The organism is Mixta gaviniae (genome assembly GCF_002953195.1).
Classification (GTDB): Bacteria; Pseudomonadota; Gammaproteobacteria; order Enterobacterales; family Enterobacteriaceae; genus Mixta; species Mixta gaviniae.
This window is the reverse complement of record NZ_CP026377.1, coordinates 3,413,220-3,438,652: the sequence shown is the minus strand read 5'-3', so window position 1 is coordinate 3,438,652 and position 25,433 is coordinate 3,413,220. Positions and strand designations below refer to the sequence as shown.

The window sequence follows — 25,433 nt, the reverse complement described above, 5'->3', positions numbered from 1 at the left end:
AGCGTTTGTTATCTATTAAATCCCAGAGCGTGGGGCATTTTGCGCAACAACGCGGCGCAGAGCAACTCCAATAGCAAGATTTGCGCAATTTTCAGGCTATTTCGCAGCGCGGAAATTTCCGCGCAAACGGTTTCGTTAGGCGGCCCGTTTCTTTATAATATCGCCCGTTTTCCCTGTTGCGCCCAAAGAAGCGTCCTCCGGCGCTTCGAAGACGAGAGATCTTAATGATGGAAATTCTGCGTGGTTCGCCCGCCCTGTCGGCATTTCGTGTAAACAAACTGCTGACCCGTTTTCAGGACGCTCACCTGCCGGTGAGTGATATTTACGCCGAGTATGTCCATTTTGCCGATGTCAGCGCACCGCTGAACGCAGAAGAAAAGTCCCGCCTGCAGCGTCTGCTGAAATATGGCCCTTCTCTCGCCGAACATGCGCCGCAAGGGCGTCTGCTGCTGGTGACGCCGCGTCCCGGCACCATCTCCCCCTGGTCTTCTAAAGCGACCGATATCGCCCACAACTGCGATCTGGCGCAGGTGCGCCGTCTGGAGCGCGGCCTGGCCTTTTACGTACAGGCGCCGCAGCTGACCGACGCCCAGTGGCACCAGCTGGCCGCGCTGCTGCATGACCGCATGATGGAGAGCGTGTATGGCGACCTGAATGAGGCGGAGCAGCTTTTCGTCCAGCAGGCGCCGCAGCCGCTGCAAAGCGTGGATATCCTGACGCAGGGGCGCAGTGCATTGGAGCAGGCCAATCAGAAGCTGGGCCTGGCGCTGGCCGATGACGAGATCGACTACCTGCTGGCGGCGTTTGAAAAACTGGGGCGCAACCCGAACGATATCGAGCTGTATATGTTCGCTCAGGCGAACTCCGAACACTGCCGCCATAAAATCTTCAACGCGGACTGGGTGATCGACGGCGTAGCGCAGCCGAAATCCCTGTTCAAAATGATCAAGAACACCTTCGCGCAGACGCCCGATTACGTGCTGTCAGCCTATAAAGACAACGCGGCGGTAATGGAAGGTTCCGAAGTGGGCCGTTTCTACGCTGACGCGCAGCAGGGCGTTTACGATTTCCATCAGGAGCCGACTCATATCCTGATGAAAGTAGAAACCCATAACCACCCGACGGCGATTTCGCCGTGGCCGGGGGCGGCGACCGGCTCCGGCGGCGAGATCCGCGATGAGGGCGCTACCGGACGCGGCGCCAAGCCGAAAGCAGGCCTGGTGGGCTTCTCCGTCTCTAACCTGCGCATCCCGGGCTTTGAGCAGCCGTGGGAAGAAGATTTCGGCAAGCCGGCGCGTATCGTCAGCGCGCTGGATATCATGACCGAAGGCCCGCTGGGCGGCGCGGCGTTCAATAACGAATTCGGCCGTCCGGCGCTGAACGGCTATTTCCGCACCTATGAGGAGCGGGTTAACAGCCACAATGGCAGCGAGCTGCGCGGCTACCATAAACCGATTATGCTGGCGGGCGGCATCGGCAACATCCGCGCCGATCATGTGCAGAAGGGCGAAATCAGCGTCGGCGCGAAGCTGATCGTGCTGGGCGGCCCGGCGATGAACATCGGTCTGGGCGGCGGCGCCGCCTCTTCAATGACCTCCGGTCAGTCCGACGCCGATCTCGATTTCGCATCGGTACAGCGCGACAACCCGGAAATGGAGCGCCGCTGTCAGGAAGTGATCGACCGCTGCTGGCAGCTGGGCGAACAGAACCCGATTCTGTTTATTCACGATGTCGGCGCCGGCGGCCTGTCGAACGCCATGCCGGAGCTGGTGAGCGACGGCGGCCGTGGCGGCCGCTTTAACCTGCGCGACATCCTTAACGATGAGCCGGGCATGAGCCCGCTGGAAGTCTGGTGTAACGAATCGCAGGAGCGCTATGTGCTGGCGGTGGCGCCGGATAAGCTGGCGCTGTTCGATCGTCTCTGCCAGCGCGAGCGCGCGCCCTATGCGGTGATTGGCGAAGCGACGGAAGAGCAGCACCTGACGCTCTCCGACAGCCACTTCGACAACCAGCCGATCGACATGCCGCTGGACGTGCTGCTGGGCAAAACGCCGAAGATGACGCGCGACGTGCGTCGCCAGCAGGCGCAGGGCGAAGCGCTGGCGCGCGACGGTATGACGCTGGAAGAGGCGGTGAAGCGTGTGCTGCATCTGCCGACCGTGGCGGAAAAAACCTTCCTGATCACCATCGGCGACCGCACCGTCACCGGCATGGTGGCACGCGATCAGATGGTCGGGCCGTGGCAGGTGCCGGTGGCCAACTGCGCGGTCACCACCGCCAGCCTTGACAGCTACCACGGCGAAGCCTTCTCGCTGGGCGAGCGCGCGCCGGTGGCGCTGCTCGATTTCGCCGCCTCGGCGCGTTTGGCGGTCGGCGAGGCGCTGACCAACCTGGCGGCGACCGATATCGGCGCGCTGAAACGCGTTAAGCTCTCCGCCAACTGGATGGCCGCTGCCGGCCATCCAGGCGAAGATGCCGGTCTTTACGAGGCGGTAAAAGCGGTGGGCGAAGAGCTTTGCCCGGCGCTGGGTCTGACCATTCCGGTGGGTAAAGACTCCATGTCGATGAAAACCCGCTGGCAGCAGGGCGACGAACAGCGCGAAATCACCGCGCCGCTGTCGCTGGTGATCACCGCCTTTGCGCGTGTTGAAGATGTGCGCCGCACCGTTACGCCGCAGCTGCGGCCGGAACAGGATAACGCGCTGCTGCTGATCGATCTCGGCAAAGGCCATAACGCGCTGGGCGCCACCGCGCTGGCGCAAGTCTTCCGTCAGCTGGGCGATAAGCCGGCCGACGTGCGCGACGTGCAGCAGCTGGCGGGCTTCTTTAACGCCATGCAGGCGCTGGTCAGCGCGGGTAAACTGCTGGCCTACCACGATCGTTCCGACGGCGGCCTGCTGGTGACCCTGGCTGAGATGGCCTTCGCCGGCCACTGCGGCATCGACGCTGATATCGCCGCGCTGGGCGAGGATGCGCTGGCGGCCCTGTTCAATGAAGAGCTGGGCGCGGTCATTCAGGTGGCGGCACAGGATCGCGCGGCGGTCGAGGCGCTGTTAGGGGCACATGGCCTGAGCGACTGCGTACACTATCTCGGCAAAGCGCTGCCGGGCGATCGCTTCACCCTGCGTTCAGGCGACCGGGCGATCTACAGCGAAAACCGCACCACGCTGCGCGTCTGGTGGGCGGAAACCACCTGGCAGATGCAGCGCCTGCGCGATAACCCGACCTGCGCCGATCAGGAGCATGCGGCGAAAAAAGAGGAGAGCGATCCGGGCCTTAACGTTCACCTGACTTTCCCGCCGCAGGAAGACATTGCCGCGCCCTTTATCGCCACCGGCGCGCGTCCTAAAGTCGCGGTGCTGCGCGAGCAGGGCGTTAACTCCCATGTCGAAATGGCGGCCGCTTTCCACCGCGCCGGTTTCGATGCGGTGGATGTGCATATGAGCGATCTGCTGGCTGGTCGTATCGGGCTGGAGGAGATGCAGGCGCTGGTGGCGTGCGGCGGCTTCTCCTATGGCGACGTACTGGGCGCGGGCGAAGGCTGGGCGAAATCGATCCTGTTTAACAGCCGCGTGCGCGATCAGTTTGAAACCTTCTTCCACCGTCCGCAAACGCTGGCGCTGGGCGTCTGCAACGGTTGCCAGATGATGTCCAACCTGCGCGAGCTGATCCCCGGCAGCGATCTCTGGCCGCGCTTTGTCCGCAACCAGTCCGAACGCTTTGAAGCGCGCTTTAGCCTGGTCGAGGTGGCGGCCAGCCCGTCGCTGCTGCTGGAAGGGATGGCGGGATCGCGTATGCCGATCGCCGTTTCCCATGGCGAAGGCTTTGTCGAAGTACGCGACGACGCGCACCTCGCCGCGCTGGAAGCGAAAGGCATCGTAGCGCTGCGTTACGTGGATAACCACGGCAAGGTGACGGAAAATTATCCGGCTAACCCTAACGGCTCGCCGAACGGCATCACGGCGCTGACCAGCGAAAACGGTCGCGTCACCATCATGATGCCGCACCCGGAGCGCGTATTCCGCACCGTCAGCAACTCCTGGCATCCGGCGGAGTGGGGCGAGGATGGCCCGTGGATGCGTATTTTCCGTAACGCGCGTAAGCAACTCGGCTGATTGCGCATCGCCTGAAGCTGTAACCGCACCGGTATCCGGTGCGGTTTTTTTGTTTCTGTCGCAGCCGTTGCCAGATTGCGACAACGTCCTGTTTTAAGTGTCTCCAAAAAGAGACACTTAAGTGATTGATAAATAAGGGATGGAATTATCAGCCGCAAGACTGTTGCTAAATGGCGACAATTTGTCGGCCTGTCAGGTGACCGACACGGCTGTTGGCGAGGCGCTTGTTCAATAAGTCTTTATAAATTATAACGTTAAATATTTTATTTAAAGTTGGCACAATAGTTGCTAATATACTCGCAGTGGCTCATTCACCTGTTTATGTCAGCCCTGCTAACGCGGTCAAGCGCTCCATAAAAAACCAGAATGACGCACAAAACGGTGCCTGCCGTCCACGTACCGATAACTGCCGCTTGCGGCTTTATCAAACACCGGGCGCAACGTTGAGTTAGGCACCACCTATTCCCGGCGCGATGAGGATTCGTCGCGCTTAAAACGGCAGGGCTTCGGCTCTGCCGTTTTATTTTGCGCGCCATCCCGCAGCGTTGCTTTTATCGCACTTTCCTCCCGCCCCGTTGTTCGCTAGCATCAACCTCACTTTACTGAAGGATACTGCGCGTGAAAAACTGGCGACTCTTCCCCCGATCCCTGCGTCAGCTGGTGCTGATGGCTTTTCTGCTGGTGCTGCTGCCGCTGCTGGTGCTGGCCTGGCAGGCGTGGGAAAGCCTCTCCGCATTGAGCCAGCAGGCGGCTGACACCAACCGTACCACGCTGACCGACGTGCGCCGCAGCGAGGCGATGGCGCGTACCGCGCTGGAGCTGGAGCGTAGCTACCGTCAATACTGCGTGCTGGGCGATCCGGTGCTGGCGCGGCTTTATCAAACGCAGCGTACGCGCTATTCGCAGATGCTGGACGCCCACGCCCAGGTGCTGCCCGATCTGCGCGCCTGGCAAAGTCTGCGCCAGACGCTGACGCAGCTGGAGCAGTTGCACTGCCTCAACAGTAATCCGATCAACGCCGCCGCCGCTAACCTGGAGGCATTTTCCGCCGCCAATGCCGCGATGGTGCAGGCGACGCGCGAAGCCGCCTTTTCCCGCGGCCTGCAGCTGCAGCGCGAGATCGCTGAACGTGGCCAATTCTTCGGCTGGCAGGCGCTGCTGCTGTTTCTGGTGACGCTGGCGCTGGTGCTGCTGTTCACCCGCATGATTATCGGTCCGGTAAAGGGCGTAGAGCGCATGATCAACCGGCTGGGCGAAGGCCGTCCGCTGGGCGATATGGCCAGCTTTAAAGGTCCGCGCGAAATCCGCGCGCTTGGGCAGCGCATTCTCTGGCTGAGCGAACGCCTGGCATGGCTGGAGTCGCAGCGCCACGAATTCCTGCGCCATATCTCCCATGAACTGAAAACGCCGCTGGCCAGCATGCGTGAAGGCACCGAGCTGCTGGCAGACGAAGTGGCCGGCCCGCTTACCGCAGACCAGAAAGAGGTGGTCGCCATTCTCGACGGCAGTAGCCGCCATCTGCAGCGGCTGATTGAACAGCTGCTGGACTATAACCGCAGGCTGGCCGATACGCCGCAGCCGCTGGAAACTGTCGACCTGTCGCCCATCATCCACAGCGTCATTGACGCCCATGCGCTCACGGCGCGTGCCAAGCTGATGCAGACCCATGTAGAGCTGAACGCCGCCACCTGCCGCGCCGAGCCGGTGCTGCTGACGCGCGTCATTGATAATATCTACTCCAACGCTGTCTATTACGGTAGTGAATCCGGTACCATTTGGTTTCGTACCCAGGCGCACGGCAATCGGGTATGGATTGACGTCGCCAATACCGGCACGCCGATCCCGGAAGCGGAGCAGACGATGATCTTTGAACCCTTCTTTCAGGGCCGCCAGCAGCGTAAGGGCGCAGTAAAAGGCAGCGGGCTGGGGCTGAGCATTGCGAAGGATTGCCTGCGGCGTATGCAGGGCGATCTGCAGCTTATACACACGGAAGACGCAGACGTCTGCTTCCGTATCGAACTTAATCTGAGCGTCGGGAAATAATCGCGATGATCCTCTTTACCTTTTCTGCCGCCAGGCGCGCCGGCCGGTGCCTGGCGCTGTTTTCTACGCTGCTGGTCGCCGCCTGCCAGGCGCCGTCGCACAGTGTTCTGCCGCGTCAGGCGGCGCCGCTCCCCGAGCCAGAAATCAAGATCGTTGATTATCTGGCCGTGGATTGCACGCGCATTTGGCAAATTAGCGACGACGACAGCACCCGTAATCCGCTCTACTGGCTGCGCGCCACCGATTGTGCGGCGCGGCTATCGCCGATAGCGGCGCGTGCCGAGGCCCATAACTGGCCCGCCACCGGCTGGCAAAACAGCTTTAAGCAGGGGATCCTGCTGGATAACGGCAACGTGACGCCGATCGAACGTCGGCAATATATCGCCCAGCTCGACAGCTTCAGCGTCGCTTTTCCCGCGTCAGTGCGGCCGCTGATGCAGCTCTGGCGCGCTAATCAGGCCGCTCAGCTCGACCTGTCGGAGACGCGCACCCGCTATCATCATCTGCAGCAGACGAGCGACAATCAGCTCGACGCCCTGCGGCATAAGCAGGCTCAGCTGAATCGTGAACTGGCGGAAACCCGTCGCAAATTGTCGACGTTGACCGATATTGAGCGTCAGCTCTCTTCCCGTAAATCGCCGGACGTTTCCGAGGCCAGCCACAGCGAGGAAAACGGCGTTACCGACGCTTCCGCGCCGGCGTCCGCAGTAAACAGTAATGAAAAAGAGGCGCAATGATGCCACGTAAATCCGCCCGTCTGCTGCTGGTGGACGACGACGCCGCGCTGTTGAAGCTGCTGGGTATGCGTCTGACCAGCGAAGGGTTTCAGGTCGCCACCGCCGACAGCGGGCCAGACGCGCTGCGTCAGCTAAATAAAGAGAAGGTCGACCTGGTGATCAGCGATCTGCGCATGGATGAGATGGATGGCCTGGCGCTGTTCGGCGAAATCCAGCGCCTTCACCCCGGCCTGCCGGTGATCATCCTTACGGCGCACGGCTCGATACCGGAAGCGGTATCGGCGACCCGACAGGGGGTTTTCAGCTTTCTGACCAAGCCGGTCGATCGCGATGCGCTGTATAAGGCGATTGACGAAGCACTGGCGCACAGTGCGCCCGCCAGCAATGACGCCTGGCGCGAAGCGATCGTCACCCGCAGCCCGCTGATGCAGCGTTTGCTGGAGCAGGCGCATATGGTGGCGCAGTCTGACGTTAGCGTGCTGATCAATGGCCAGAGCGGCACCGGAAAAGAGGTGCTGGCGAAGGCGATCCACGCCGCCAGCCCGCGCGCCGGCAAACCGTTTATCGCCATTAACTGCGGCGCGCTGCCGGAGCAGCTGCTGGAGTCAGAACTGTTCGGCCACGCCAGGGGCGCGTTCACCGGCGCGGTTAGCGCGCGCGAAGGGCTGTTTCAGGCGGCGGAAGGGGGGACGCTGTTTCTCGATGAGATCGGCGATATGCCGCCCACCCTGCAAGTTAAGCTATTGCGCGTACTGCAGGAGCGCAAAGTGCGTCCGCTCGGCAGCAACCGCGATATCGATATCGACGTGCGCATTCTTTCGGCTACCCACCGCGATCTGCCGAAAGCGATGGAGAAGCAGGAGTTCCGCGAGGATCTTTTCTATCGCCTGAATGTGGTCAGCCTGAAGATCCCGGCGCTGCATGAGCGCGCGGAGGATATTCCGCTGCTGGCGAACCATCTGCTGCGGCAGTCGGCGGAGCGGCATAAGCCCTTTGTGCGCAGTTTCTCCACCGATGCGATGAAACGCCTGATGACCGCCAGCTGGCCCGGCAATGTGCGTCAGCTGGTTAACGTAATTGAGCAGTGCGTGGCGTTGACCTCAACGCCGGTCATTAGCGAGGCGCTGGTAGAGCAGGCGCTGGCGGGTGAGAACACCGCGTTGCCGACGTTCGTCGAAGCGCGTAATCAGTTTGAGCTGAACTATCTGCGCAAGCTGTTGCAGATGACGAAGGGCAATGTGACCAACGCGGCGCGGCTGGCGGGGCGCAACCGCACCGAGTTCTACAAGCTGCTGGCACGCCATGAGCTGGATGCCAACGACTTTAAAGCGTAGTTTTTACTGCCGCTTGCGCTGCCAGATATGGTAGCTTAGCCTGCGAAAAAGACAGGACATGCTTCGGTAGCTGTCTATCGCGCGTATACTGAGTATTACCCGTCCGGCCACGGAGGGAGAGAAAAAGGGTCCGTTATGAAAAAGATTGACGCAATTATCAAACCGTTCAAGCTCGACGATGTGCGCGAAGCGCTGGCTGAAGTCGGCATTACCGGAATGACCGTGACCGAAGTAAAAGGTTTCGGCCGCCAGAAAGGGCATACGGAACTCTACCGCGGCGCGGAGTATATGGTCGATTTTCTGCCGAAGGTCAAAATTGAAATCGTCGTGGCTGACGATATCGTCGATACCTGCGTCGATACCATTATGCAGACCGCGCAGACCGGTAAAATCGGTGATGGTAAAATCTTCGTGTATGACGTGGCGCGCGTGGTGCGTATCCGTACCGGCGAAGAAGACGAAGAAGCGATCTGATCGCCCGCCCAGCGCTGCCGTCGGCACCGAAAAAAGCCAGCCCCGTCAGAGGCTGGCTTTTTATTATCCTGCAGCAGTCAGCAGTCAGCAGTCAGCAGTCAGTAATCAGCAGTCAGTAATCAGCAGGCAGCCGCCCGAACGTGCGGGCGGCTGCCTTACGCCAATGCCAGCGCGACGGCGGCCTCCGCGTGAATGCGCGTGGTGTCGAACAGCGGCACCTCTGCATCCTCTTTGCCGATCAGCAGCGTAATCTCGGTGCAGCCCATAATTATCGCCCCGGCGCCGCGCGCCGCCAGTTCAGCCATCACCGCCCGGTACTTTTCACGCGAGGCGGCATTGATATGGCCCAGGCACAGCTCCTGATAGATGATCTGATGCACGGTTTCGCGTCCGGCCTCGTTCGGCACCAGCACCTCAATGCCGTGCTGTTCGGCAAGACGCGCCTTATAAAACGGCTGCTCCATGGTAAAGCGGGTACCCAGCAGGCCCACCTTGCGCATGCCGGACGATTTCACCGCCCCGGCCGTCGCATCGGCGATATGCAGCAGCGGCAGCGAAGTCGCTGCCTCAATGGCAGGGGCGACTTTATGCATGGTGTTAGTGCAAAGCACGATGAAATCCGCGCCGGCCGCCTGTAGCGCACGCGCGGCCCCGGCAAGCTTCTCAGCCGCCGTTTGCCAGTCACCGGCCGCCTGCAGCCGCTCTATCTCATAAAAATCGACGCTGTAGACCACCAGCCTGGCGGAGTGCAGGCCGCCAAGCCGCGCCTGCACGCCTTGATTAATGATTTGGTAATAAAGCGCCGTTGACTCCCAGCTCATTCCGCCCAGCAGACCGATCGTTTTCATGGCTCACCCGTGCATGCATTGGTTCAGACGACCAGCTTAAACCACTTTATGCGGGCCAAACACCTCGTAGTGAATATGCTGGCTCGGCACGCCGCTATCCAGCAGCTGACGGGCGATAAACTGCATAAAACCGACCGGCCCGCAGAGATAGAACTGGCGGTTAGCCTCGCCCAGCTCAGAGGCGACCACCGAGAGATCCATGGTGCCCTGCGCATTAAAGCGTCCGGCGTCCGCATCCAGCGGCTGGCGATACCAGGTATAGCTGTGGAAATGCGGCAGCTGCGCGCCGGTCTGCGCGACTTCATTCGCAAAGGCGTGCAGCGAGCCGTTTTCCGCCGCGTGCAGCCAGGTCACCGGCGCCGGATGTTTTTCCGCCGCCAGGCCGTGCAGCATTGACAACATCGGCGTCAGGCCGACGCCTGCGGAGATCAGCGTTACCGGCATTGATGGCTCCGCCTGCAGGTAGAAATCGCCCGCCGGCGCCGCCAGATTAATCACATCGCCCACTTTCGCGTTGGCGTGCATCCAGCCGGAAACCGTGCCCTGCGGCTCATGTTTGACCGCGATGCGGTAGTATTGCCCGTTCGGCGCATGGGTCAGAGAGTACTGACGGATCTCATGGTTAGCAAAGGTTGGGTCCTGCACATGCACGCCCAGATACTGGCCAGGATGGAAGTCTGCTACCGGCTTACCGTCTACCGGCGTCAGCGTAAAGCTTTTGATCACCTCGCTCTGCTGTTCGATCGCCTCGATACGGAAAGGACGGGTACCGCGCCAGCCGCCCGGCTTCTCTTCATTGGCGTGATAGATCTCTTCTTCACGGTTAATAAAAACATTGGCCAGCACGCCATACGCTTTGGCCCAGGCCTCCAGCACTTCGTCGCCCGGGTGCAGCATCTCATCGATGGTCGCCAGCAGATGCTTGCCGACGATCTGATACTGCTCAGGCTTAACGGAGAAGCTGGTGTGCTTTTGCGCGATACGCTCTACCGCCGGCAGCAGGGCCGCCAGGTTATCCAGGTTCGCGCCATAAGCGCAGATGGCGTCAAACAGCGCCTGACGCTGATCGCCGTTGCGCTGGTTGCTCATATTGAACACATCTTTCAGTTCCGGGTTATGGGTAAACATTCGGTCGTAAAAGTAGGCGGTAAGAGCGGGGCCGGTAGCGGCGACGGCGGGGAGGGTGGACTTAACGGTAGCGATGGTTTGGGCATCAAGCATGGGCTTCTCCTGGTAGTCTTATAACATGTATATTATATGCATGTTAATGGTTGGCGCCGGCGTTTGTAAATAACCCTGCAAAAATAAAGGGGGTTGCTGTTAATAATAATGAAAAAATTGCAAGCTGACGCTGAAGATCTCTCCGGTTCGCCTGGCGCGATAAATTGCCACCCAGGCCTTGTCAGCGCTCAAGCCAATCGTTTGCGTAAAAACCCGCCCCTGACGCTATGCTTCACCCTGCAAAAGGGTTTACACTGTTGGCCTTCGCCCGTCAGGGCTAAAAATTGCCGTTAAAAGTTAGCTGAGTCAGGAGATGCGGATGTTAAAGCGAGAGATGAACATTGCCGATTACGATGCCGAGTTGTGGCAGGCGATGGAGCAAGAGAAAGTGCGTCAGGAAGAGCATATTGAACTGATTGCTTCGGAAAACTACACCAGCCCGCGCGTCATGCAGGCGCAAGGTTCACAGCTGACCAATAAATATGCCGAAGGCTATCCGGGCAAACGCTACTACGGCGGCTGCGAGTATGTCGATATCGTTGAGCAGTTGGCGATCGATCGCGCGAAAGCGCTGTTCGGCGCTGACTACGCTAACGTACAGCCGCACTCCGGCTCGCAGGCTAACTTCGCAGTCTACACTGCGCTGCTGCAGCCGGGCGACACCATTCTGGGCATGAACCTCGCGCACGGCGGCCACCTGACGCACGGTTCGCCGGTTAACCTGTCCGGCAAGCTTTACAACGTCGTGCCGTACGGCATCGATGAAACCGGCAAAATCAACTACGACGAGCTGGCTACCCTGGCGCAGCAGCATAAGCCGAAAATGATCATTGGCGGCTTCTCCGCCTATTCCGGCGTCTGTGACTGGGCGAAAATGCGTGAAATCGCCGATAGCGTAGGCGCTTACCTGTTTGTCGATATGGCGCACGTGGCAGGCCTGATCGCCGCTGACGTCTATCCGAACCCGGTTCCGCATGCCCATATCGTTACCACCACCACCCACAAAACCCTCGCGGGTCCGCGCGGTGGCCTGATCCTGGCGAAGGGCGGTGACGAAGATCTGTATAAAAAGCTCAACTCTGCCGTTTTCCCTGGCGGCCAGGGCGGCCCGCTGATGCATGTGATCGCAGGCAAAGCGGTGGCGCTCAAAGAAGCGATGGAGCCGGAATTCAAGGTCTATCAGCAGCAGGTAGCGAAAAACGCCAAAGCGATGGTGGAAGTCTTCCTGGCGCGCGGCTACAACGTGGTTTCCGGCGGCACCCATAACCACCTGTTCCTGCTGGATCTGGTGGAGAAAAACCTGACCGGTAAAGAAGCGGACGCCGCGTTAGGCCGCGCTAACATCACCGTTAACAAAAACAGCGTGCCGAACGATCCGAAAAGCCCGTTCGTTACCTCCGGCATCCGTATCGGCACCCCGGCCGTGACCCGTCGCGGCTTTAAAGAAGCGGAAGTGCGCGAACTGGCCGGCTGGATTGTCGATGTGCTGGACAATATCAACGACGAAGCCAATATCGAACGCGTGAAACAGAAAGTCCTCGAAATCTGTGCGCGTTTCCCGGTTTACGCCTGAGAATAATCCTCTGCGTTAAGCAAATGCCCCGTTCTTATGAACGGGGCATTTTTGTTTTTACGCAGCCAAAATTGCTTATGTTTCGGTAATTTGCTACACCAGGCGCCTCAATCGCGGGGGATATATGACGGTTCGTTCGACTTACTGGTTAGCACTCGGTTACTTCACCTACTTTTTTTGCTATGGCATCTATTTGCCGTTCTGGGCGGTCTGGCTGAAAGGCACCGGCCTGGACGCGGAAAAAATCGGCCTGCTGCTTGGCGCCGGGATGATCGCCCGCTTTGTCGGCAGCCTGCTGATCGCTTCACGCGTACGCGATCCTTCTCAGCTGGTGCTGGCGCTGCGCCTGCTGGCGTTGCTGACGCTGCTCTGCGCCGCCGGCTTCTGGGCGGGAGCGCAGTGGCTCTGGCTGCTGCTGGTGATGGTTGGCTTTAATCTCTTTTTCTCGCCGCTGGTGCCGCTCAGCGATGCGCTGGCCGCCACCTGGACGCGTCAGATCGCGCTGCCTTACGGCCCGGTCAGGCTCTGGGGATCGCTGGCGTTCGTGATCAGCTCGGCGCTGACCGGCATGCTGGTGACCGCCTGGAACAGCCAGGCGGTGCTGGCGCTGCTAAGCGTCGGCATCGTGATGATGCTGGGCGGCATGCTGCTGCGGCCGTCGGTGATGCCGCTGGGTGACGCGCGCGAAGTGCAGAGCGCCGGCTGGGCCGAGTGGAAAACGATGCTGCGTGAAAATGCCGTCTGGCGCTTTCTGCTCTGCGTCACGCTGATGCAAGGGGCGCACGCCGCCTATTACGGTTTCAGCGCTATCTGGTGGCAGGAGGCGGGCTACTCCGCCAGCGTGGTGGGCTATCTCTGGTCGCTGGGCGTGGTGGCGGAAATCATTATCTTCGCCCTGAGCCATCGCCTGTTTCGCCGCTGGGGCGCGCGCGATCTGCTGCTGCTCTCCGGCATCTGCGCGCTGGTGCGCTGGAGCCTGATGGCCAGCACCACACAGCTGCCGTGGCTGATCGTGGCGCAGATCCTGCACTGCGGCAGCTTTACTATCTGTCATCTGGCGGCGATGCGGTTTATCGCCGCGCGGCAGGGCGGGGAGGTGATTCGGCTGCAGTCAGTCTACTCCGCGCTGGCGATGGGCGGCGGCATTGCGGTCATGACCATGGTGTGCGGCGTGCTGTTCAGCGCGCTGCAGGGCAAGATCTTCTGGGTAATGGCGCTGCTGGTGGTGCCGGCGCTGTTTTTACGGCCGCACGCGCAGGCGCCAAAAGCGTCAGGACTCCAGCAGTAGGCGAATACGCTGCTGCTGCTGGGCGGTAAAGGGCTGCTGCGCATGAATCAGCGGCGGCGAGTAGAGCGGAAGCGGGGTGGCGTAAGGTGAGATCACCAGCGTCACCCCCTTCGGCGCGCCGTCGCGTTGAAAATCGCGCACCGGCAAATATTTAACGTTCAATGGCAGCAGCGTCAGTTCGCGCAGCTGCTCCTCCAGCCGGCTCTCCAGTGCCGCATTCTCGCCGGTCAACAGCAGGACCTGCTTTTCCTGTAGGGCGTTCTCCTGCATCAGCCATGCGCCGAAAATTACCGCAATCAGCCCCAGCTCTTCCGCCGAAAAACAGATGCCGTAATGGGTTTCAAACGCCTCCATGGCGGTGCGCGTGGCGCGCAGCAGACGTGGGTAGAGGCGTATCACCTCCTCCGACAGGCTGTTGTCGATCCCGACCGCGAAATGACAGCGATCCAGCGCCTGCGCCAGATGGGTATAGAGCTGACTACACAGGCCGCGCTCGTCGCTGAAACGCATGCCGGAGAGAACCTGAAAGCGCGCCATCAGCAGCCGCGTCTGCTCCAGCAGCTGCTGCTCCCACTGCTGCTGCGCCAGCGTGACGACGGGAGCATGGATCATGCTGAACAGCAGAGTGAAAAAGTCGATTTCGCTGGCGTCGGGCGCAAAGCGGCAGCGGCGCTGCCAGTGGCGCACCACATCCTGCGCCGCCAGCCGCTCCGCTTTATTTTCCAGCCACTGCCGCTGCCGGTCGTTGAAGGTGGCAAGGCGCGTATGGCAGAGCGAATATTGCATAAACAGCTGCAGAAACAGCCGATCGCGCGGGCTGAAGTTGCGCTGCAACCGTCCGGCGCAGTGCTGGATCAACGCCTGCAGGTTATGTTCATCGTAGAGGAGCTTTTCGATCTGTCGCGCCTGCAGATGCTGACGCAGCGCCGGGGTAAAGGTATTTTCGATAAAAACCGGAGAGACGCGCAGCGCGCGGCGTAGCCAGTGCAACAGGCACAGGCGTCGGTCCAGTTCGCTGCCCTGTAATAACAGGCTGCCATCCTGTTGATGATGAATGCCAAGCTGGTGATAACGCTGGATCTCTTCATCAACCTCCGCTATATCTTGCCGGGCAAGCGACGGGTCCACACCATTAAGCTGGCACAGACGCTCCAGGGTCAGCAAGGGATCGGGGAGATAGAGCATTAACAGGAGATGACAACGACGCTGGGAACTGGAGAAGAGTGGTGCTGTGGTTGTAGCAGAACTCATCATAAATTTTCCGGTCAGTCATACCAAAAATAAGCATAGACAACCGTTGTGACGCCAGGCGACGGCCGCCACTTTTTTGTCCAGACGTTAACCTGGCTCACAAAATTGCCGAACAGGAAACTGCATGACGGTAAAATTGTTATCTTATAACATATATAAACGCGCGCTTTTTGGGCTGGCAGCGCTGGCAATGTCGCCTTTAGCCTGGTCTCACCCACACAGCTTTATCAGCATGCAAACCACGCCGGTGGTGCATCAGGATAGGCTGACAGGATTGAAAATGGTCTGGACGATGGACGAAATTACCTCTGCCGATCTGCTGTATGACGCAGGCAGCGCCACGCCCGATTCGCCGGTGTGGAAAAAGCTGGCGGCGGAAGTGATGGCGAATGTGCTGGCGCAGCACTACTTTACCGAATTCTGGCATCAGGGCCGGGCGGTAAAGTTCGATAATCTGCCGCCCTCCTATCAGCTGGCGCGCAGCGGCGCGAAAGCGGTATTGACCTTCGTGCTGCCGCTGGCGCAGCCGCAGCCGCTGGCGGGTCAGACCTATACCTTCAGCACCTTCGATCCGACCTATTTTGTCGATATGACCTGGAACGATGCGCAGGCGCTGAGCCTGCCGGATGAGATGAAAACGCGCTGTCAGCTGACGCTGCAGACGCCGAAGCCGGATGCCTCGCTGAAAGCGTTCGCCCTGTCGCTGGATAAGGCCGACGCGCCGCCGGAAAGCATGGATCTTGGTCGCCAGTTCGCCCAGAAGGTTACCCTCTCATGTCCGCCATCCTGATGGAGAAACGTCGCGCGCGCCGGGGGGGACTCTGGCCGCTCTGGGGCATGCTGATTCTGCTGCTGGCAGGCGCGTGCGCCGCCTGGTGGTACTGGCCGCAGCTGTTGCTGCAGAGCGTAAGCTGGCAGAAGGTGCTGCATCAGCAGATGATCGCCGTGCTGCAGCGCGTCGCTCAACAGCCCGGGCAGGCGGGAGCGACGCTGCTCGGCTTTAGCCTGCTGTACGGCATCCTGCATGCGCTGGGGCCGGGACACGGCAAAGTGGTGATCGCCACGTTCCTCGCTACCCACCCGACGCGGCTAAAAACCAGTCTACAGCTGACGCTGGCGGCGGCGATCGTGCAGGGCGCCGTGGCGGTGGTGCTGGTCACCCTCATGCTGGGCGTACTGCAGCTCTCGTCGCGTCAGCTGCATCTCAGCAGCTTCTGGCTGGAAAAGGGCAGCTATCTGCTGGTGGCCGGGCTGGGATTCTGGCTCTGCTGGCGCGCACTGCGTCAGCTGATGCGCCTGCGCGCGCCGGCGCCGCGCATTCAGCAGGTGCGTCCGCTTGATCATCATCATGACGAACAGTGCGGCTGCGGCCATCAGCATCTGCCGGACCACGATCAACTGGCGCGCGCCACCGGCTGGAAGACGTCGCTGCTGGTGGTGTTATCGATGGGGCTGCGTCCCTGCTCCGGCGCGATTATGATGCTGCTCTTTTCGCGGGTGATCGGCGTCTACGGCTGGGGCGTAATCAGCGCACTGGCGATGGCGCTCGGCACCGCGCTGACGGTGTCGGCGATGGCGCTGCTGGTGCAGAGTTCACGCGCGCTGGCGCTGCGGCTAAACCGTCAGGCGTCGCCTGCGCGCTGGCAACGCGTGGCGCTGCAGAGCCTGGCGCTAATGGGCGGCGTGCTGCTGATCGCCGGCGGCGTGATATTATGGCTCAGCGCGCAGCCGGCCATTTCCGGCGGGCTGCGCCCGCTGGTCTGATGCGCCTGAAAAAAGAATAAAAAAATGCCGCCCCCTCCCGAAGGAGAGGGCGGCATTTTTCTTGCCGGGAGATTAGCGCTTCAGCGCATCGCTCAGCTCGTCGCGCATCGCCGCCAGCAGCGATTTCACTACGCGCGGGTTGCCGGCAACCAGGTTGCCGGTAGCCATAAAGCCGTGACCGCCGGTAAAATCGGTCACCAGCGAGCCCGCTTCACGCGCGATCAGTTCGCCTGCGGCGAAATCCCACGGTTTCAGGCCGATTTCAAAATAGCCGTCAACGCGGCCGGCAGCCACATAGCAGAGGTCCAGCGCGGCGGAGCCGGTGCGGCGGAAATCGGCGCACTGGGTAAACAGCTTGCTGACCAGCTTCATATAGGTGGCGGCGTGCTGTTTCTGTTTGAACGGGAAGCCGGTTGCCAGAATGGTGCCATCCAGGTCGCGCGCGGTGCTGCCGCGCAGACGGTAACCGTTGAGCTGCGCGCCCTGGCCGCGTACTGCGGTGAAGAGTTCGTTACGCATTGGATCGTAAACCACGGCGACTTCGGTGCGGCCTTTGATACGTACGGCGATAGAAACGGCGAAGTGGGGCAGGCGTTTAATAAAGTTGGTGGTGCCATCCAGCGGATCGATAACCCATTGCACATCCTGGTCTTCTGCCAACAGTTCGCCGCTTTCTTCACCGATAATGGTGTGCTGCGGATAGGATTTGCGAATCACCTCAATAATCAGGCGCTCGGCGTCGCGGTCAACATTGGTCACGAAATCGTTGCTGCCTTTCTGGCTGGCTTCAACGGCGTCCGGAGTTTCGTAATTTTTGGCGATTAAGTTGCCGGCCTTGCGCGCAGCGCGCACGGCGATGTTGAGCATCGGATGCATCAGTATCTCTCACTGGATGTTAAAGAACGGGGAAAACGGCGCGGAGTATAGCAGGGAGTTCGGAAAATGTCCTGCATTTATGTTAGCATGGGCGAATTATCTCACTGACCGCCGAGTTGTATGCTGCAAAATATTCGTATTGTGCTGGTGGAGACCTCTCACACTGGCAATATGGGTTCCGTCGCCCGCGCGATGAAAACCATGGGGCTGACTAACCTTTACCTGGTTAATCCGCTGGTCAAGCCTGACTCTCAGGCTATCTCTCTCGCCGCTGGCGCCAGCGATGTGATTGGCGACGCGGCCATCGTCGCGTCGCTGGACGACGCGATCGCCGGCTGTAGTCTGGTGGTCGGCACCAGCGCCCGTTCGCGTACCCTGCCGTGGCCGATGCTGGACGCGCGCGAATGCGGCGTCAAATGCGTGGAAGAGAGCGCGCAGGCACCGGTCGCCATCGTCTTCGGCCGCGAGCGCGTCGGCCTGACCAACGACGAACTGCAAAAATGCCACTATCACGTGGCGATCCCCGCCAACCCGGAATACAGCTCGCTCAACCTGGCGATGGCTGTGCAGATCCTCGCGTATGAAGTGCGCATGGCTTTCCTGCAAAACGATCGCGTTGAACAGCCGCAGTATGAAGAGAGCCCTTATCCGCTGGTGGATGATCTGGAGCGCTTTTACCAGCATCTGGAGCAGATGATGGTTAACAGCGGCTTTATCCGCCAGGGCAATCCGGGCCAGGTGATGAGCAAACTGCGTCGCCTCTATACCCGCGCGCGCCCGGAGCGTGACGAGCTGAATATCCTGCGCGGCATGCTCTCGTCGTTTGAGAAAAAGCGCGGCGACAGCTGAAAAAAAGCGTCCTCGGCGTAGCGTAATACTTGAGTGTTTTACCAGGTTAAATAGTTGACCAAAACACTCAGGAATGTCAGACTTGCGACCATCATCAGTAAACTCCGATAACCGGGTATAACAGAGGGTCACCAGGCTATGAGACTGACATCAAAAGGCCGTTACGCCGTTACCGCGATGCTTGACGTTGCGCTGCACTCACACGAAGGGCCGGTGCCGCTGGCTGATATTTCAGAGCGTCAGGGGATCTCTCTTTCTTATCTGGAACAGCTCTTTTCGCGCCTGCGTAAAAACGGTCTGGTCGCCAGCGTGCGCGGACCGGGCGGCGGCTATCTGCTGGGCAAAAGCGCGGCTGACATCGCTGTTGGGGCGGTGATCACTGCCGTCGACGAGTCGGTCGACGCGACGCGCTGCCAGGGCAAAGAGGGCTGTCAGGGCGGCGAGCGCTGCCTGACGCACGTGCTGTGGCACGATTTAAGCGAGCGCATCAGCGATTTTCTTAACAATATTACGCTGGCCGAGCTGGTGAATAATAAAGAGATCCTGGACATAGCCGATCGCCAGAACAATGAAACGCGCCGTATGGCGAATGGGCGCACGCAGGAAACCATTAATATAAATCTGCGCGCCTGATTTTATTTGAATTGAAGCGATGTACGGAGCTTAAGAGCAATGAAATTACCGATTTACCTGGATTATTCCGCCACGACGCCGGCCGACCCGCGCGTGGCGGAAAAAATGATGCAGTATCTCACCCTGGACGGGACTTTCGGTAACCCCGCCTCACGTTCGCACCGTTTTGGCTGGCAGTCTGAAGAGGCGGTTGATATCGCCCGCAATCAGATCGCCGAGCTGGTCGGCGCCGATCCGCGTGAAATCGTCTTTACCTCTGGCGCCACCGAGTCCGATAACCTGGCGATCAAAGGCGCAGCGCAGTTCTATCAGAAAAAAGGCAAGCACATCATCACCAGCAAAACCGAGCATAAAGCGGTGCTGGATACGTGCCGCCAGCTGGAGCGCGAAGGGTTTGAAGTGACCTACCTGGCGCCGCAGAGCAACGGCATTATCGATCTGAAAGCGCTGGAAGCGGCGATGCGCGACGACACTATTCTCGTCTCGATCATGCACGTCAACAATGAAATCGGCGTGGTGCAGGATATCGCCACTATCGGCGAAATGTGCCGTGCGCGCGGTATCATTTACCACGTAGACGCCACCCAGAGCGTGGGCAAACTGCCTATCGATCTCAGCCAGCTGAAAGTCGATCTGATGTCCTTCTCCGCGCACAAAATCTATGGCCCGAAAGGCATCGGCGCGCTCTACGTGCGTCGCAAGCCGCGCATCCGTCTGGAAGCGCAGATCCATGGCGGCGGTCACGAGCGCGGCATGCGTTCCGGTACGCTGCCGGTGCATCAGATCGTCGGCATGGGCGAAGCTTACCGTATCGCGAAAGAAGAGATGGCAAGCGAAATGGCGCGCCTGCGCACGCTGCGCAACCGCCTGTGGGACGGCCTGAAAGATATCGAGGAAGTCTATCTGAACGGCGACCTGGAGCAGGGCGCGCCGAACATTCTTAACGTCAGCTTCAACTATGTTGAAGGCGAATCGCTGATCATGGCGCTGAAAGATCTGGCGGTCTCCTCCGGTTCCGCCTGTACCTCCGCCAGCCTGGAGCCTTCTTACGTGCTGCGCGCGCTGGGCATGAGCGATGAACTGGCCCACAGTTCCATCCGCTTCTCCCTCGGCCGCTTCACTACCGAAGAAGAGATTGATTACACCATCGCACTGGTGCGCAAATCCATCGGTCGCCTGCGCGAACTCTCTCCGCTGTGGGAGATGTTTAAAGCGGGCGTGGATTTGAACAGCATTGAATGGGCGCATCACTAATTTCAGGTTTCAGGAGAACAGATCATGGCTTACAGCGAAAAAGTAATCGATCACTACGAAAATCCCCGCAACGTCGGCTCTTTTGACAACAGCGATCCCTCTATCGGCAGCGGCATGGTCGGCGCGCCGGCGTGCGGCGACGTGATGAAACTGCAGATCAAAGTCAGCGACGCAGGCATCATCGAAGATGCGCGCTTCAAAACCTACGGCTGCGGATCCGCCATCGCCTCCAGCTCGCTGATTACCGAATGGGTAAAAGGCAAATCGCTGGACGAAGCGGCGTCGATCAAAAATACGCAGATCGCTGAAGAGCTGGAACTGCCGCCGGTGAAAATTCACTGCTCCATTCTGGCTGAAGATGCGATCAAGGCCGCTATCGCGGATTACAAGAGCAAGAAAGACGCACAGTAAGGGGGAGTTATGTCCATTACCCTGAGCGACAGCGCGGCGACGCGCGTAAACGCCTTTCTGCACAACCGTGGCAAGGGATTCGGCCTGCGTCTCGGCGTGCGCACTTCTGGCTGCTCCGGCATGGCTTACGTGCTGGAGTTCGTTGATGCGCCCGAGCCGGAAGACACCGTTTTCGCCGATAAAGGCGTAAAGGTGGTCATCGACCCGAAAAGCCTGATTTATCTCGACGGGACCGAGCTTGATTTCGTGAAGGAAGGTCTGAACGAAGGCTTCAAGTTCAACAACCCCAACATGAAAGATGAATGCGGCTGTGGAGAAAGCTTCAACGTATAAACGTTGGCGCAGCGGCATGACCGATCGCTCCGGCAACGGAGCGATTCTATGCACTCCTCTGTATTAACCGAGTCTGCTATGGATTACTTCACCCTTTTTGGCCTGCCGCAATCTTTTGAGATTGATGCAGCCCAGCTCACCGCCCGTTTTCAGGAACTGCAACGCCAGTTTCACCCCGATCGTTTCGCTTCCCAGCCGGAGCGCGAGCGTCTGCAGGCGCTGCAGCAGGCCGCTACCATCAATCAGGGCTATCAGGCGCTGCGTCAGCCACTGCCGCGCGCTGAATATCTACTGTCACTGCACGGCTTCGATATCAACAACGAACAGCATACGATGCGCGACACCGCTTTTCTGATGGAACAGATGGAACTGCGTGAAGAGCTGGACGCGATCGAACAGGCTTCGGACGCCGAGGCGCAGCTGCAGGCCTTTATGCAGCGTATCGAGGCGATGATGCAGCAACGCAGCGCGCAGATGCGCCAGCAGCTGGCCGAAGCCCGTTGGGAAACGGCGGCGGATACGGTGCGCAAGCTGCGTTTTCTCGCTAAACTGCGCAGCCAGTCGGAAGCGCTGGAAGAGAAGTTGCTTGATTTTTAACCGGGAAGATTAACATGGCGTTATTACAAATCAGCGAGCCGGGGCAGAGCGCCGCGCCGCATCAACGTCGTCTGGCCGTCGGCATCGATCTGGGCACCACTAACTCCTTAGTCGCCACCGTGCGCAGCGGCCAGGCAGAAACCCTGCCCGATGCGCAGGGCCGTCATCTGCTGCCCTCCGTGGTGCAGTATCAGGCGCAGCAAAGCCTGGTGGGATGGGACGCGCGCCGCCAGGCGGCGACCGATCCGGTTAACACTATCAGCTCGGTCAAACGTCTGATGGGCCGCTCGCTGGCAGACATTCAACAGCGTTATCCCCACCTCCCTTATCAGCTTCAGCCGAGCGAAAACGGCCTGCCGCTGATCCAGACCGCCGCTGGCATGCTGAATCCGGTGCGCGTTTCCAGTGATATTCTGCAGGCGCTGGCGGCGCGCGCGCGCGCAAGCCTGCAGGGCGAGCTGGACGGCGTGGTGATCACCGTGCCCGCCTATTTTGACGATGCACAGCGTCAGGGCACGCGCGACGCCGCGCGGCTGGCGGGCCTGCATGTGCTGCGCTTGCTTAACGAGCCGACGGCGGCGGCGATCGCTTATGGCCTCGACTCCGGTCAGGAAGGGGTGATCGCGGTCTACGACCTGGGCGGTGGCACCTTTGATATTTCTGTGCTGCGCCTGAGCCGCGGCGTCTTTGAAGTACTGGCGACCGGTGGCGATTCGGCGCTGGGCGGCGATGATTTCGATCACCTGCTGGCCGACTGGCTGCGCGAGCAGGCGGGCCTGCACGATCGCGGCGATCACGGCATGCAGCGTCAGCTGCTGGACAGCGCCATCGCGGTAAAAATCGCCCTCAGCGATAGCGACACAGTGCCGGTTACGCTGGGCGACTGGCAGGGCGTGGTAACGCGCGATGATTTCAACGCGCTGATCGCCGGACTGGTGAAGCGCACGCTGATGGCGTGCCGGCGCGCGCTGAAAGATGCCGGCGTCATGCCGGAAGAGGTGCTGGAAGTGGTGATGGTCGGCGGCTCTACCCGCGTGCCGCTGGTGCGTGAAAAGGTAGGCGAATTCTTTGGCCGCCAGCCGCTCACCACTATCGATCCCGATAAGGTGGTTGCCATCGGCGCGGCGATCCAGGCGGACATTCTGGTCGGCAACAAGCCGGACAGCGAGATGCTACTGCTGGACGTCATTCCGCTCTCGTTAGGGCTGGAGACCATGGGTGGCCTGGTGGAGAAAGTGATCCCGCGCAACACCACCATCCCGGTGGCGCGCGCGCAGGAGTTCACCACCTTCAAAGATGGCCAGACGGCGATGAGCATTCATGTGCTGCAGGGCGAGCGCGAGCTGGTTTCCGACTGTCGTTCGCTGGCGCGCTTTACGCTGCGCGGTCTGCCGGCGCTGCCGGCGGGCGGGGCGCACATTCGCGTCACCTTCCAGGTGGATGCCGACGGCCTGCTGAGCGTCACGGCGATGGAGAAATCCACCGGCGTCGAAGCCTCTATTCAGGTGAAGCCCTCCTACGGACTGACGGAAAATGAAATCGCCAGCATGATCACCGATTCGATGGTCTGGGCGCAGCAGGATGTTGCGGCGCGCAAGCTGGCGGAACAGAAAGTAGAAGGCCTGCGGGTGCTGGAAAGCCTCGAAGGCGCGCTGGCGGAAGACGCCGCGCTGCTGAGCGAGGCAGAACGGCACGCGATTCAACAGGCGCAGCGTCAGCTGCAGGAAGCGATTCGCGGCGATGAGGCTGACACCATCAGCGCGGCGGTAAAACAACTCAATAAAGTAACCCAGGATTTTGCCGCCCGTCGTATGGACAATTCTGTCCGTCGCGCGCTGGCCGGGCATTCTGTGGATGAGGTTTGATCAATGCCTAAAATTGTTTTTTTGCCCCATCAGGATCTGCTGCCGGAAGGCGGCGTGTTCGACGCCGCACAGGGCGAAACCATCCTTGACGTCGCCCTGCGCAACGGCATCGATCTGGAGCATGCCTGCGAAAAATCATGCGCCTGCACCACCTGCCACTGCATCGTGCGCGAAGGCTTCGACTCGCTGCCGGAAAGCAGCGAAGACGAAGACGACATGCTGGATAAAGCCTGGGGACTGGAGCCGGAAAGCCGCCTCAGCTGCCAGGCGCGGGTAACCGACGAAGACCTGGTGGTGGAAATTCCACGCTACACCATCAACCACGCGCGCGAACATTAATCGTTAAAAAGCGGGTCGGCTCTTCAGCCGGCCCGTTTTTGTCTGAGGAAAGATCATGGGACTGAAATGGACCGACAGCCGTGAAATCGGCGAAGCTTTGTATGATGCTTATCCGGATACCGATCCAAAAACGGTGCGTTTTACTGACATGCACCGCTGGATCTGTCAGCTTGAAGAGTTCGATGACCAGCCAGACGCCTCCAGCGAAAAGATTCTGGAAGCGATACTGCTGGTCTGGCTGGATGAGTTTGAATAATCTCTCAGTATCTCCGTTTCAGATAAAGAAAAGGGACCACGTTAATGGCAACTGAAAAGATGAATATCGCGCTGTCGACCACGGCAGCCGACGCGCGCTGGGGCGAAAAAGCGATCCTCAGCAGCAGCGGTGAAGGCATGACCATTCACCTGACCGTCGGCGACGCGCTGACCACCATTCAGCGCGCGGCGCGCAAAATCGACGGGCAGGGCATCCGCCATGTTGTTCTCAGCGGCGATGGCTGGGATCTGGAAAAAAGCTGGGCCTTCTGGCAGGGCTACCGCGGGCCGAAAGGCGAGCGCAGTGTTGACTGGGCGCCGCTCGGTGACGATCAACGCGCTGAGCTGGAACGTCGCCTTAGCATTATCGACTGGGTGCGCGACATCATTAACCAGCCGGCGGAAGAGCTGGGGCCGGAGCAGCTGGCGCGTCGCGCGGTGGATCTGATCGCGAAATATGCCGGCGATGCAGTCAGCTACCGCATCACCAAGGGCGATGACCTGCGTGAACAGAACTATATGGGATTGCATACCGTCGGCCGCGGTTCGACCCGCGGCCCGGTGCTGTTGGCGCTGGACTATAACCCCGGCGGCGACGAAAACACGCCGGTCTACGCCTGCCTGGTAGGTAAAGGCATCACTTTCGATACCGGCGGCTACAGCCTGAAGCCGAGCGCCTTTATGGATTCGATGAAATCGGATATGGGCGGCGCCGCCACCGTTACCGGCGCGCTGGGTCTGGCCATCGCGCGCGGGCTTAACAAGCGTGTGAAACTTTATCTCTGCTGCGCCGACAACATGGTGAGCGGTAACGCGTTCCGCCTTGGCGATATTATTCGCTATCGCAACGGCAAAACTGTTGAGGTGATGAACACCGATGCAGAAGGGCGACTGGTACTGGCCGACGGCCTGATTGATGCCAGCCAGCAGCAGCCGCAGCTGCTGATTGACGCCGCAACCCTGACCGGCGCCGCCAAGACCGCGCTGGGCAACGACTATCATGCGCTGTTTACCTTTGACGATGCGCTGGCGCAGCAGCTGTTAAACAGCGCGGAAAGCGAGAATGAAGCCTTCTGGCGCCTGCCGCTGGCGGAGTTCCACCGCAACCATCTGACGTCGAACTTCGCCGATCTTAATAACATCGCCGGCGCGGCGCATACCGCCGGTGCCAGCACCGCTGCCGCGTTTCTGTCGCATTTCGTCAGCAACTATCAGCAGGGCTGGCTGCATATCGACTGCTCGGCAACCTATCGCAAAGGTGCGGTTGAGCAGTGGTCTGCAGGCGCGACCGGGCTTGGCGTGCGCACTATCGCTAACCTGCTGCTGAAATAAGCGTCCGGGGCCGGCGGCAAACCGGCCCCGATCAAAAAGCG

General features: G+C 60.1%; 23 protein-coding genes. 19 read left to right on the top strand and 4 right to left on the bottom strand.

Translation table 11 applies throughout. From position 1 onward, the window contains the following. Window positions 1-224: 224 nt before the first annotated feature. From purL to glnB, 5 genes are all read left to right on the top strand, one after another. Window positions 225-4,115 (top strand): phosphoribosylformylglycinamidine synthase, encoded by a 3,891-nt coding sequence (purL, locus tag C2E15_RS16040; protein WP_104958255.1) that lies wholly within the window; start codon window positions 225-227, stop codon window positions 4,113-4,115. A gap of 618 nt (window positions 4,116-4,733) precedes the next feature. Beyond that, window positions 4,734-6,158, top strand: coding sequence for a sensor histidine kinase (locus C2E15_RS16035; RefSeq protein WP_104958254.1), 1,425 nt, complete (start codon window positions 4,734-4,736; stop codon window positions 6,156-6,158). 5 nt (window positions 6,159-6,163) lie between these two features. Continuing rightward, window positions 6,164-6,895 (top strand): two-component system QseEF-associated lipoprotein QseG, encoded by a 732-nt coding sequence (qseG, locus tag C2E15_RS16030; RefSeq protein WP_104958253.1) that lies wholly within the window; start codon window positions 6,164-6,166, stop codon window positions 6,893-6,895. After that, window positions 6,895-8,229 carry a two-component system response regulator GlrR gene (glrR, locus tag C2E15_RS16025; RefSeq protein ID WP_167391919.1) on the top strand — a complete coding sequence of 445 codons (1,335 nt, stop codon included), beginning with the start codon at window positions 6,895-6,897 and terminating at the stop codon, window positions 8,227-8,229. The genes qseG and glrR overlap by 1 nt, the downstream gene beginning before the upstream one ends. A gap of 135 nt (window positions 8,230-8,364) precedes the next feature. After that, window positions 8,365-8,703 (top strand): nitrogen regulatory protein P-II, encoded by a 339-nt coding sequence (gene glnB / locus C2E15_RS16020; RefSeq protein ID WP_038624670.1) that lies wholly within the window; start codon window positions 8,365-8,367, stop codon window positions 8,701-8,703. 155 nt (window positions 8,704-8,858) lie between these two features. On the opposite strand, the gene C2E15_RS16015 is transcribed toward glnB, so the two are convergent. Then, window positions 8,859-9,551, bottom strand: coding sequence for an aspartate/glutamate racemase family protein (locus C2E15_RS16015; RefSeq protein WP_104958251.1), 693 nt, complete (start codon window positions 9,549-9,551; stop codon window positions 8,859-8,861). Window positions 9,552-9,587: 36 nt separating this feature from the next. Beyond that, on the bottom strand, window positions 9,588-10,772 hold the full coding sequence (gene hmpA / locus C2E15_RS16010) for an NO-inducible flavohemoprotein (RefSeq protein WP_104958250.1): 1,185 nt from the start codon (window positions 10,770-10,772) through the stop codon (window positions 9,588-9,590). A gap of 319 nt (window positions 10,773-11,091) precedes the next feature. Between hmpA and glyA the strand changes: the two genes are divergently transcribed. Both glyA and C2E15_RS16000 read left to right on the top strand, forming a co-directional pair. Further along, a complete protein-coding gene (glyA, locus tag C2E15_RS16005; RefSeq protein ID WP_104958249.1) occupies window positions 11,092-12,345 on the top strand; it encodes a serine hydroxymethyltransferase in 1,254 nt (417 codons plus the stop codon). A 124-nt stretch (window positions 12,346-12,469) separates the two neighbouring features. After that, window positions 12,470-13,633 carry a 3-phenylpropionate MFS transporter gene (locus tag C2E15_RS16000; protein ID WP_104958248.1) on the top strand — a complete coding sequence of 388 codons (1,164 nt, stop codon included), beginning with the start codon at window positions 12,470-12,472 and terminating at the stop codon, window positions 13,631-13,633. Here the strand turns inward: C2E15_RS16000 and csiE are convergent. Continuing rightward, window positions 13,616-14,884 (bottom strand): stationary phase inducible protein CsiE, encoded by a 1,269-nt coding sequence (csiE, locus tag C2E15_RS15995; protein WP_104959214.1) that lies wholly within the window; start codon window positions 14,882-14,884, stop codon window positions 13,616-13,618. The two genes, C2E15_RS16000 and csiE, sit on opposite strands and share 18 nt — an antisense overlap. A 190-nt stretch (window positions 14,885-15,074) precedes the next feature. Between csiE and C2E15_RS15990 the strand changes: the two genes are divergently transcribed. Further along, window positions 15,075-15,674: a DUF1007 family protein gene (locus C2E15_RS15990; RefSeq protein ID WP_245912296.1), complete on the top strand. Its 600-nt coding sequence runs from the start codon at window positions 15,075-15,077 to the stop codon at window positions 15,672-15,674. Further along, complete coding sequence (locus tag C2E15_RS15985) at window positions 15,659-16,648, top strand: nickel/cobalt transporter (protein ID WP_104958246.1); 990 nt, start codon at window positions 15,659-15,661, stop codon at window positions 16,646-16,648. The genes C2E15_RS15990 and C2E15_RS15985 overlap by 16 nt, the downstream gene beginning before the upstream one ends. Window positions 16,649-16,720: 72 nt before the next feature. Here the strand turns inward: C2E15_RS15985 and suhB are convergent, their stop codons facing one another. Beyond that, window positions 16,721-17,524, bottom strand: coding sequence for an inositol-1-monophosphatase (gene suhB / locus C2E15_RS15980; protein ID WP_104958245.1), 804 nt, complete (start codon window positions 17,522-17,524; stop codon window positions 16,721-16,723). Window positions 17,525-17,644: 120 nt separating this feature from the next. On the opposite strand from suhB, the gene trmJ reads away from it, so the two are divergent. The 10 genes from trmJ (at window position 17,645) to pepB (ending at window position 25,392) form a co-directional block, all read left to right on the top strand. Further along, window positions 17,645-18,373, top strand: a complete 729-nt coding sequence (trmJ, locus tag C2E15_RS15975; RefSeq protein WP_104958244.1) for a tRNA (cytosine(32)/uridine(32)-2'-O)-methyltransferase TrmJ — start codon at window positions 17,645-17,647, stop codon at window positions 18,371-18,373. A 138-nt stretch (window positions 18,374-18,511) separates the two neighbouring features. Further along, on the top strand, window positions 18,512-19,006 hold the full coding sequence (iscR, locus tag C2E15_RS15970; RefSeq protein WP_038624690.1) for a Fe-S cluster assembly transcriptional regulator IscR: 495 nt from the start codon (window positions 18,512-18,514) through the stop codon (window positions 19,004-19,006). Between the two features lie 39 nt (window positions 19,007-19,045). Further along, window positions 19,046-20,260, top strand: a complete 1,215-nt coding sequence (locus C2E15_RS15965; RefSeq protein WP_104958243.1) for an IscS subfamily cysteine desulfurase — start codon at window positions 19,046-19,048, stop codon at window positions 20,258-20,260. Between the two features lie 24 nt (window positions 20,261-20,284). Further along, entirely contained in the window at window positions 20,285-20,671 is a 387-nt protein-coding gene (iscU, locus tag C2E15_RS15960) for a Fe-S cluster assembly scaffold IscU (RefSeq protein WP_104958242.1), read from the top strand. A gap of 9 nt (window positions 20,672-20,680) precedes the next feature. Beyond that, window positions 20,681-21,004: an iron-sulfur cluster assembly protein IscA gene (gene iscA, locus C2E15_RS15955; protein WP_104958241.1), complete on the top strand. Its 324-nt coding sequence runs from the start codon at window positions 20,681-20,683 to the stop codon at window positions 21,002-21,004. A gap of 78 nt (window positions 21,005-21,082) precedes the next feature. Continuing rightward, the gene (hscB, locus tag C2E15_RS15950) at window positions 21,083-21,601 is read left to right on the top strand and encodes a co-chaperone HscB (RefSeq protein ID WP_104959213.1); all 519 of its coding nucleotides are present in this window, start codon (window positions 21,083-21,085) and stop codon (window positions 21,599-21,601) included. Window positions 21,602-21,615: 14 nt separating this feature from the next. Next, window positions 21,616-23,466 carry a Fe-S protein assembly chaperone HscA gene (gene hscA / locus C2E15_RS15945; RefSeq protein ID WP_104958240.1) on the top strand — a complete coding sequence of 617 codons (1,851 nt, stop codon included), beginning with the start codon at window positions 21,616-21,618 and terminating at the stop codon, window positions 23,464-23,466. Between the two features lie 3 nt (window positions 23,467-23,469). Next, window positions 23,470-23,805 (top strand): ISC system 2Fe-2S type ferredoxin, encoded by a 336-nt coding sequence (gene fdx, locus C2E15_RS15940; protein ID WP_038624695.1) that lies wholly within the window; start codon window positions 23,470-23,472, stop codon window positions 23,803-23,805. A gap of 55 nt (window positions 23,806-23,860) precedes the next feature. Then, window positions 23,861-24,061, top strand: coding sequence for a Fe-S cluster assembly protein IscX (gene iscX / locus C2E15_RS15935; RefSeq protein WP_104958239.1), 201 nt, complete (start codon window positions 23,861-23,863; stop codon window positions 24,059-24,061). A gap of 44 nt (window positions 24,062-24,105) precedes the next feature. Next, window positions 24,106-25,392, top strand: a complete 1,287-nt coding sequence (gene pepB / locus C2E15_RS15930) for an aminopeptidase PepB (protein ID WP_104958238.1) — start codon at window positions 24,106-24,108, stop codon at window positions 25,390-25,392. Window positions 25,393-25,433 lie beyond the last annotated feature (41 nt).

What these genes read in the sequence shown, in the direction of transcription:
- trmJ (WP_104958244.1), top strand. Translation starts at nt 17,645, where the DNA reads ATGCTGCAAAATATTCGTATTGTGCTGGTGGAGACCTCTCACACTGGC.
- hscA (WP_104958240.1), top strand. Translation starts at nt 21,616, where the DNA reads ATGGCGTTATTACAAATCAGCGAGCCGGGGCAGAGCGCCGCGCCGCAT.
- glyA (WP_104958249.1), top strand. Translation starts at nt 11,092, where the DNA reads ATGTTAAAGCGAGAGATGAACATTGCCGATTACGATGCCGAGTTGTGG.
- csiE (WP_104959214.1), bottom strand. Translation starts at nt 14,884, where the DNA reads ATGAGTTCTGCTACAACCACAGCACCACTCTTCTCCAGTTCCCAGCGT.
- iscU (WP_104958242.1), top strand. Translation starts at nt 20,285, where the DNA reads ATGGCTTACAGCGAAAAAGTAATCGATCACTACGAAAATCCCCGCAAC.
- C2E15_RS15985 (WP_104958246.1), top strand. Translation starts at nt 15,659, where the DNA reads ATGTCCGCCATCCTGATGGAGAAACGTCGCGCGCGCCGGGGGGGACTC.
- C2E15_RS16000 (WP_104958248.1), top strand. Translation starts at nt 12,470, where the DNA reads ATGACGGTTCGTTCGACTTACTGGTTAGCACTCGGTTACTTCACCTAC.
- hscB (WP_104959213.1), top strand. Translation starts at nt 21,083, where the DNA reads ATGGATTACTTCACCCTTTTTGGCCTGCCGCAATCTTTTGAGATTGAT.
- iscR (WP_038624690.1), top strand. Translation starts at nt 18,512, where the DNA reads ATGAGACTGACATCAAAAGGCCGTTACGCCGTTACCGCGATGCTTGAC.
- iscX (WP_104958239.1), top strand. Translation starts at nt 23,861, where the DNA reads ATGGGACTGAAATGGACCGACAGCCGTGAAATCGGCGAAGCTTTGTAT.
- hmpA (WP_104958250.1), bottom strand. Translation starts at nt 10,772, where the DNA reads ATGCTTGATGCCCAAACCATCGCTACCGTTAAGTCCACCCTCCCCGCC.
- C2E15_RS15965 (WP_104958243.1), top strand. Translation starts at nt 19,046, where the DNA reads ATGAAATTACCGATTTACCTGGATTATTCCGCCACGACGCCGGCCGAC.
- qseG (WP_104958253.1), top strand. Translation starts at nt 6,164, where the DNA reads ATGATCCTCTTTACCTTTTCTGCCGCCAGGCGCGCCGGCCGGTGCCTG.
- suhB (WP_104958245.1), bottom strand. Translation starts at nt 17,524, where the DNA reads ATGCATCCGATGCTCAACATCGCCGTGCGCGCTGCGCGCAAGGCCGGC.
- fdx (WP_038624695.1), top strand. Translation starts at nt 23,470, where the DNA reads ATGCCTAAAATTGTTTTTTTGCCCCATCAGGATCTGCTGCCGGAAGGC.
- glrR (WP_167391919.1), top strand. Translation starts at nt 6,895, where the DNA reads ATGCCACGTAAATCCGCCCGTCTGCTGCTGGTGGACGACGACGCCGCG.
- iscA (WP_104958241.1), top strand. Translation starts at nt 20,681, where the DNA reads ATGTCCATTACCCTGAGCGACAGCGCGGCGACGCGCGTAAACGCCTTT.
- glnB (WP_038624670.1), top strand. Translation starts at nt 8,365, where the DNA reads ATGAAAAAGATTGACGCAATTATCAAACCGTTCAAGCTCGACGATGTG.
- pepB (WP_104958238.1), top strand. Translation starts at nt 24,106, where the DNA reads ATGGCAACTGAAAAGATGAATATCGCGCTGTCGACCACGGCAGCCGAC.
- C2E15_RS15990 (WP_245912296.1), top strand. Translation starts at nt 15,075, where the DNA reads ATGTCGCCTTTAGCCTGGTCTCACCCACACAGCTTTATCAGCATGCAA.
- purL (WP_104958255.1), top strand. Translation starts at nt 225, where the DNA reads ATGATGGAAATTCTGCGTGGTTCGCCCGCCCTGTCGGCATTTCGTGTA.
- C2E15_RS16015 (WP_104958251.1), bottom strand. Translation starts at nt 9,551, where the DNA reads ATGAAAACGATCGGTCTGCTGGGCGGAATGAGCTGGGAGTCAACGGCG.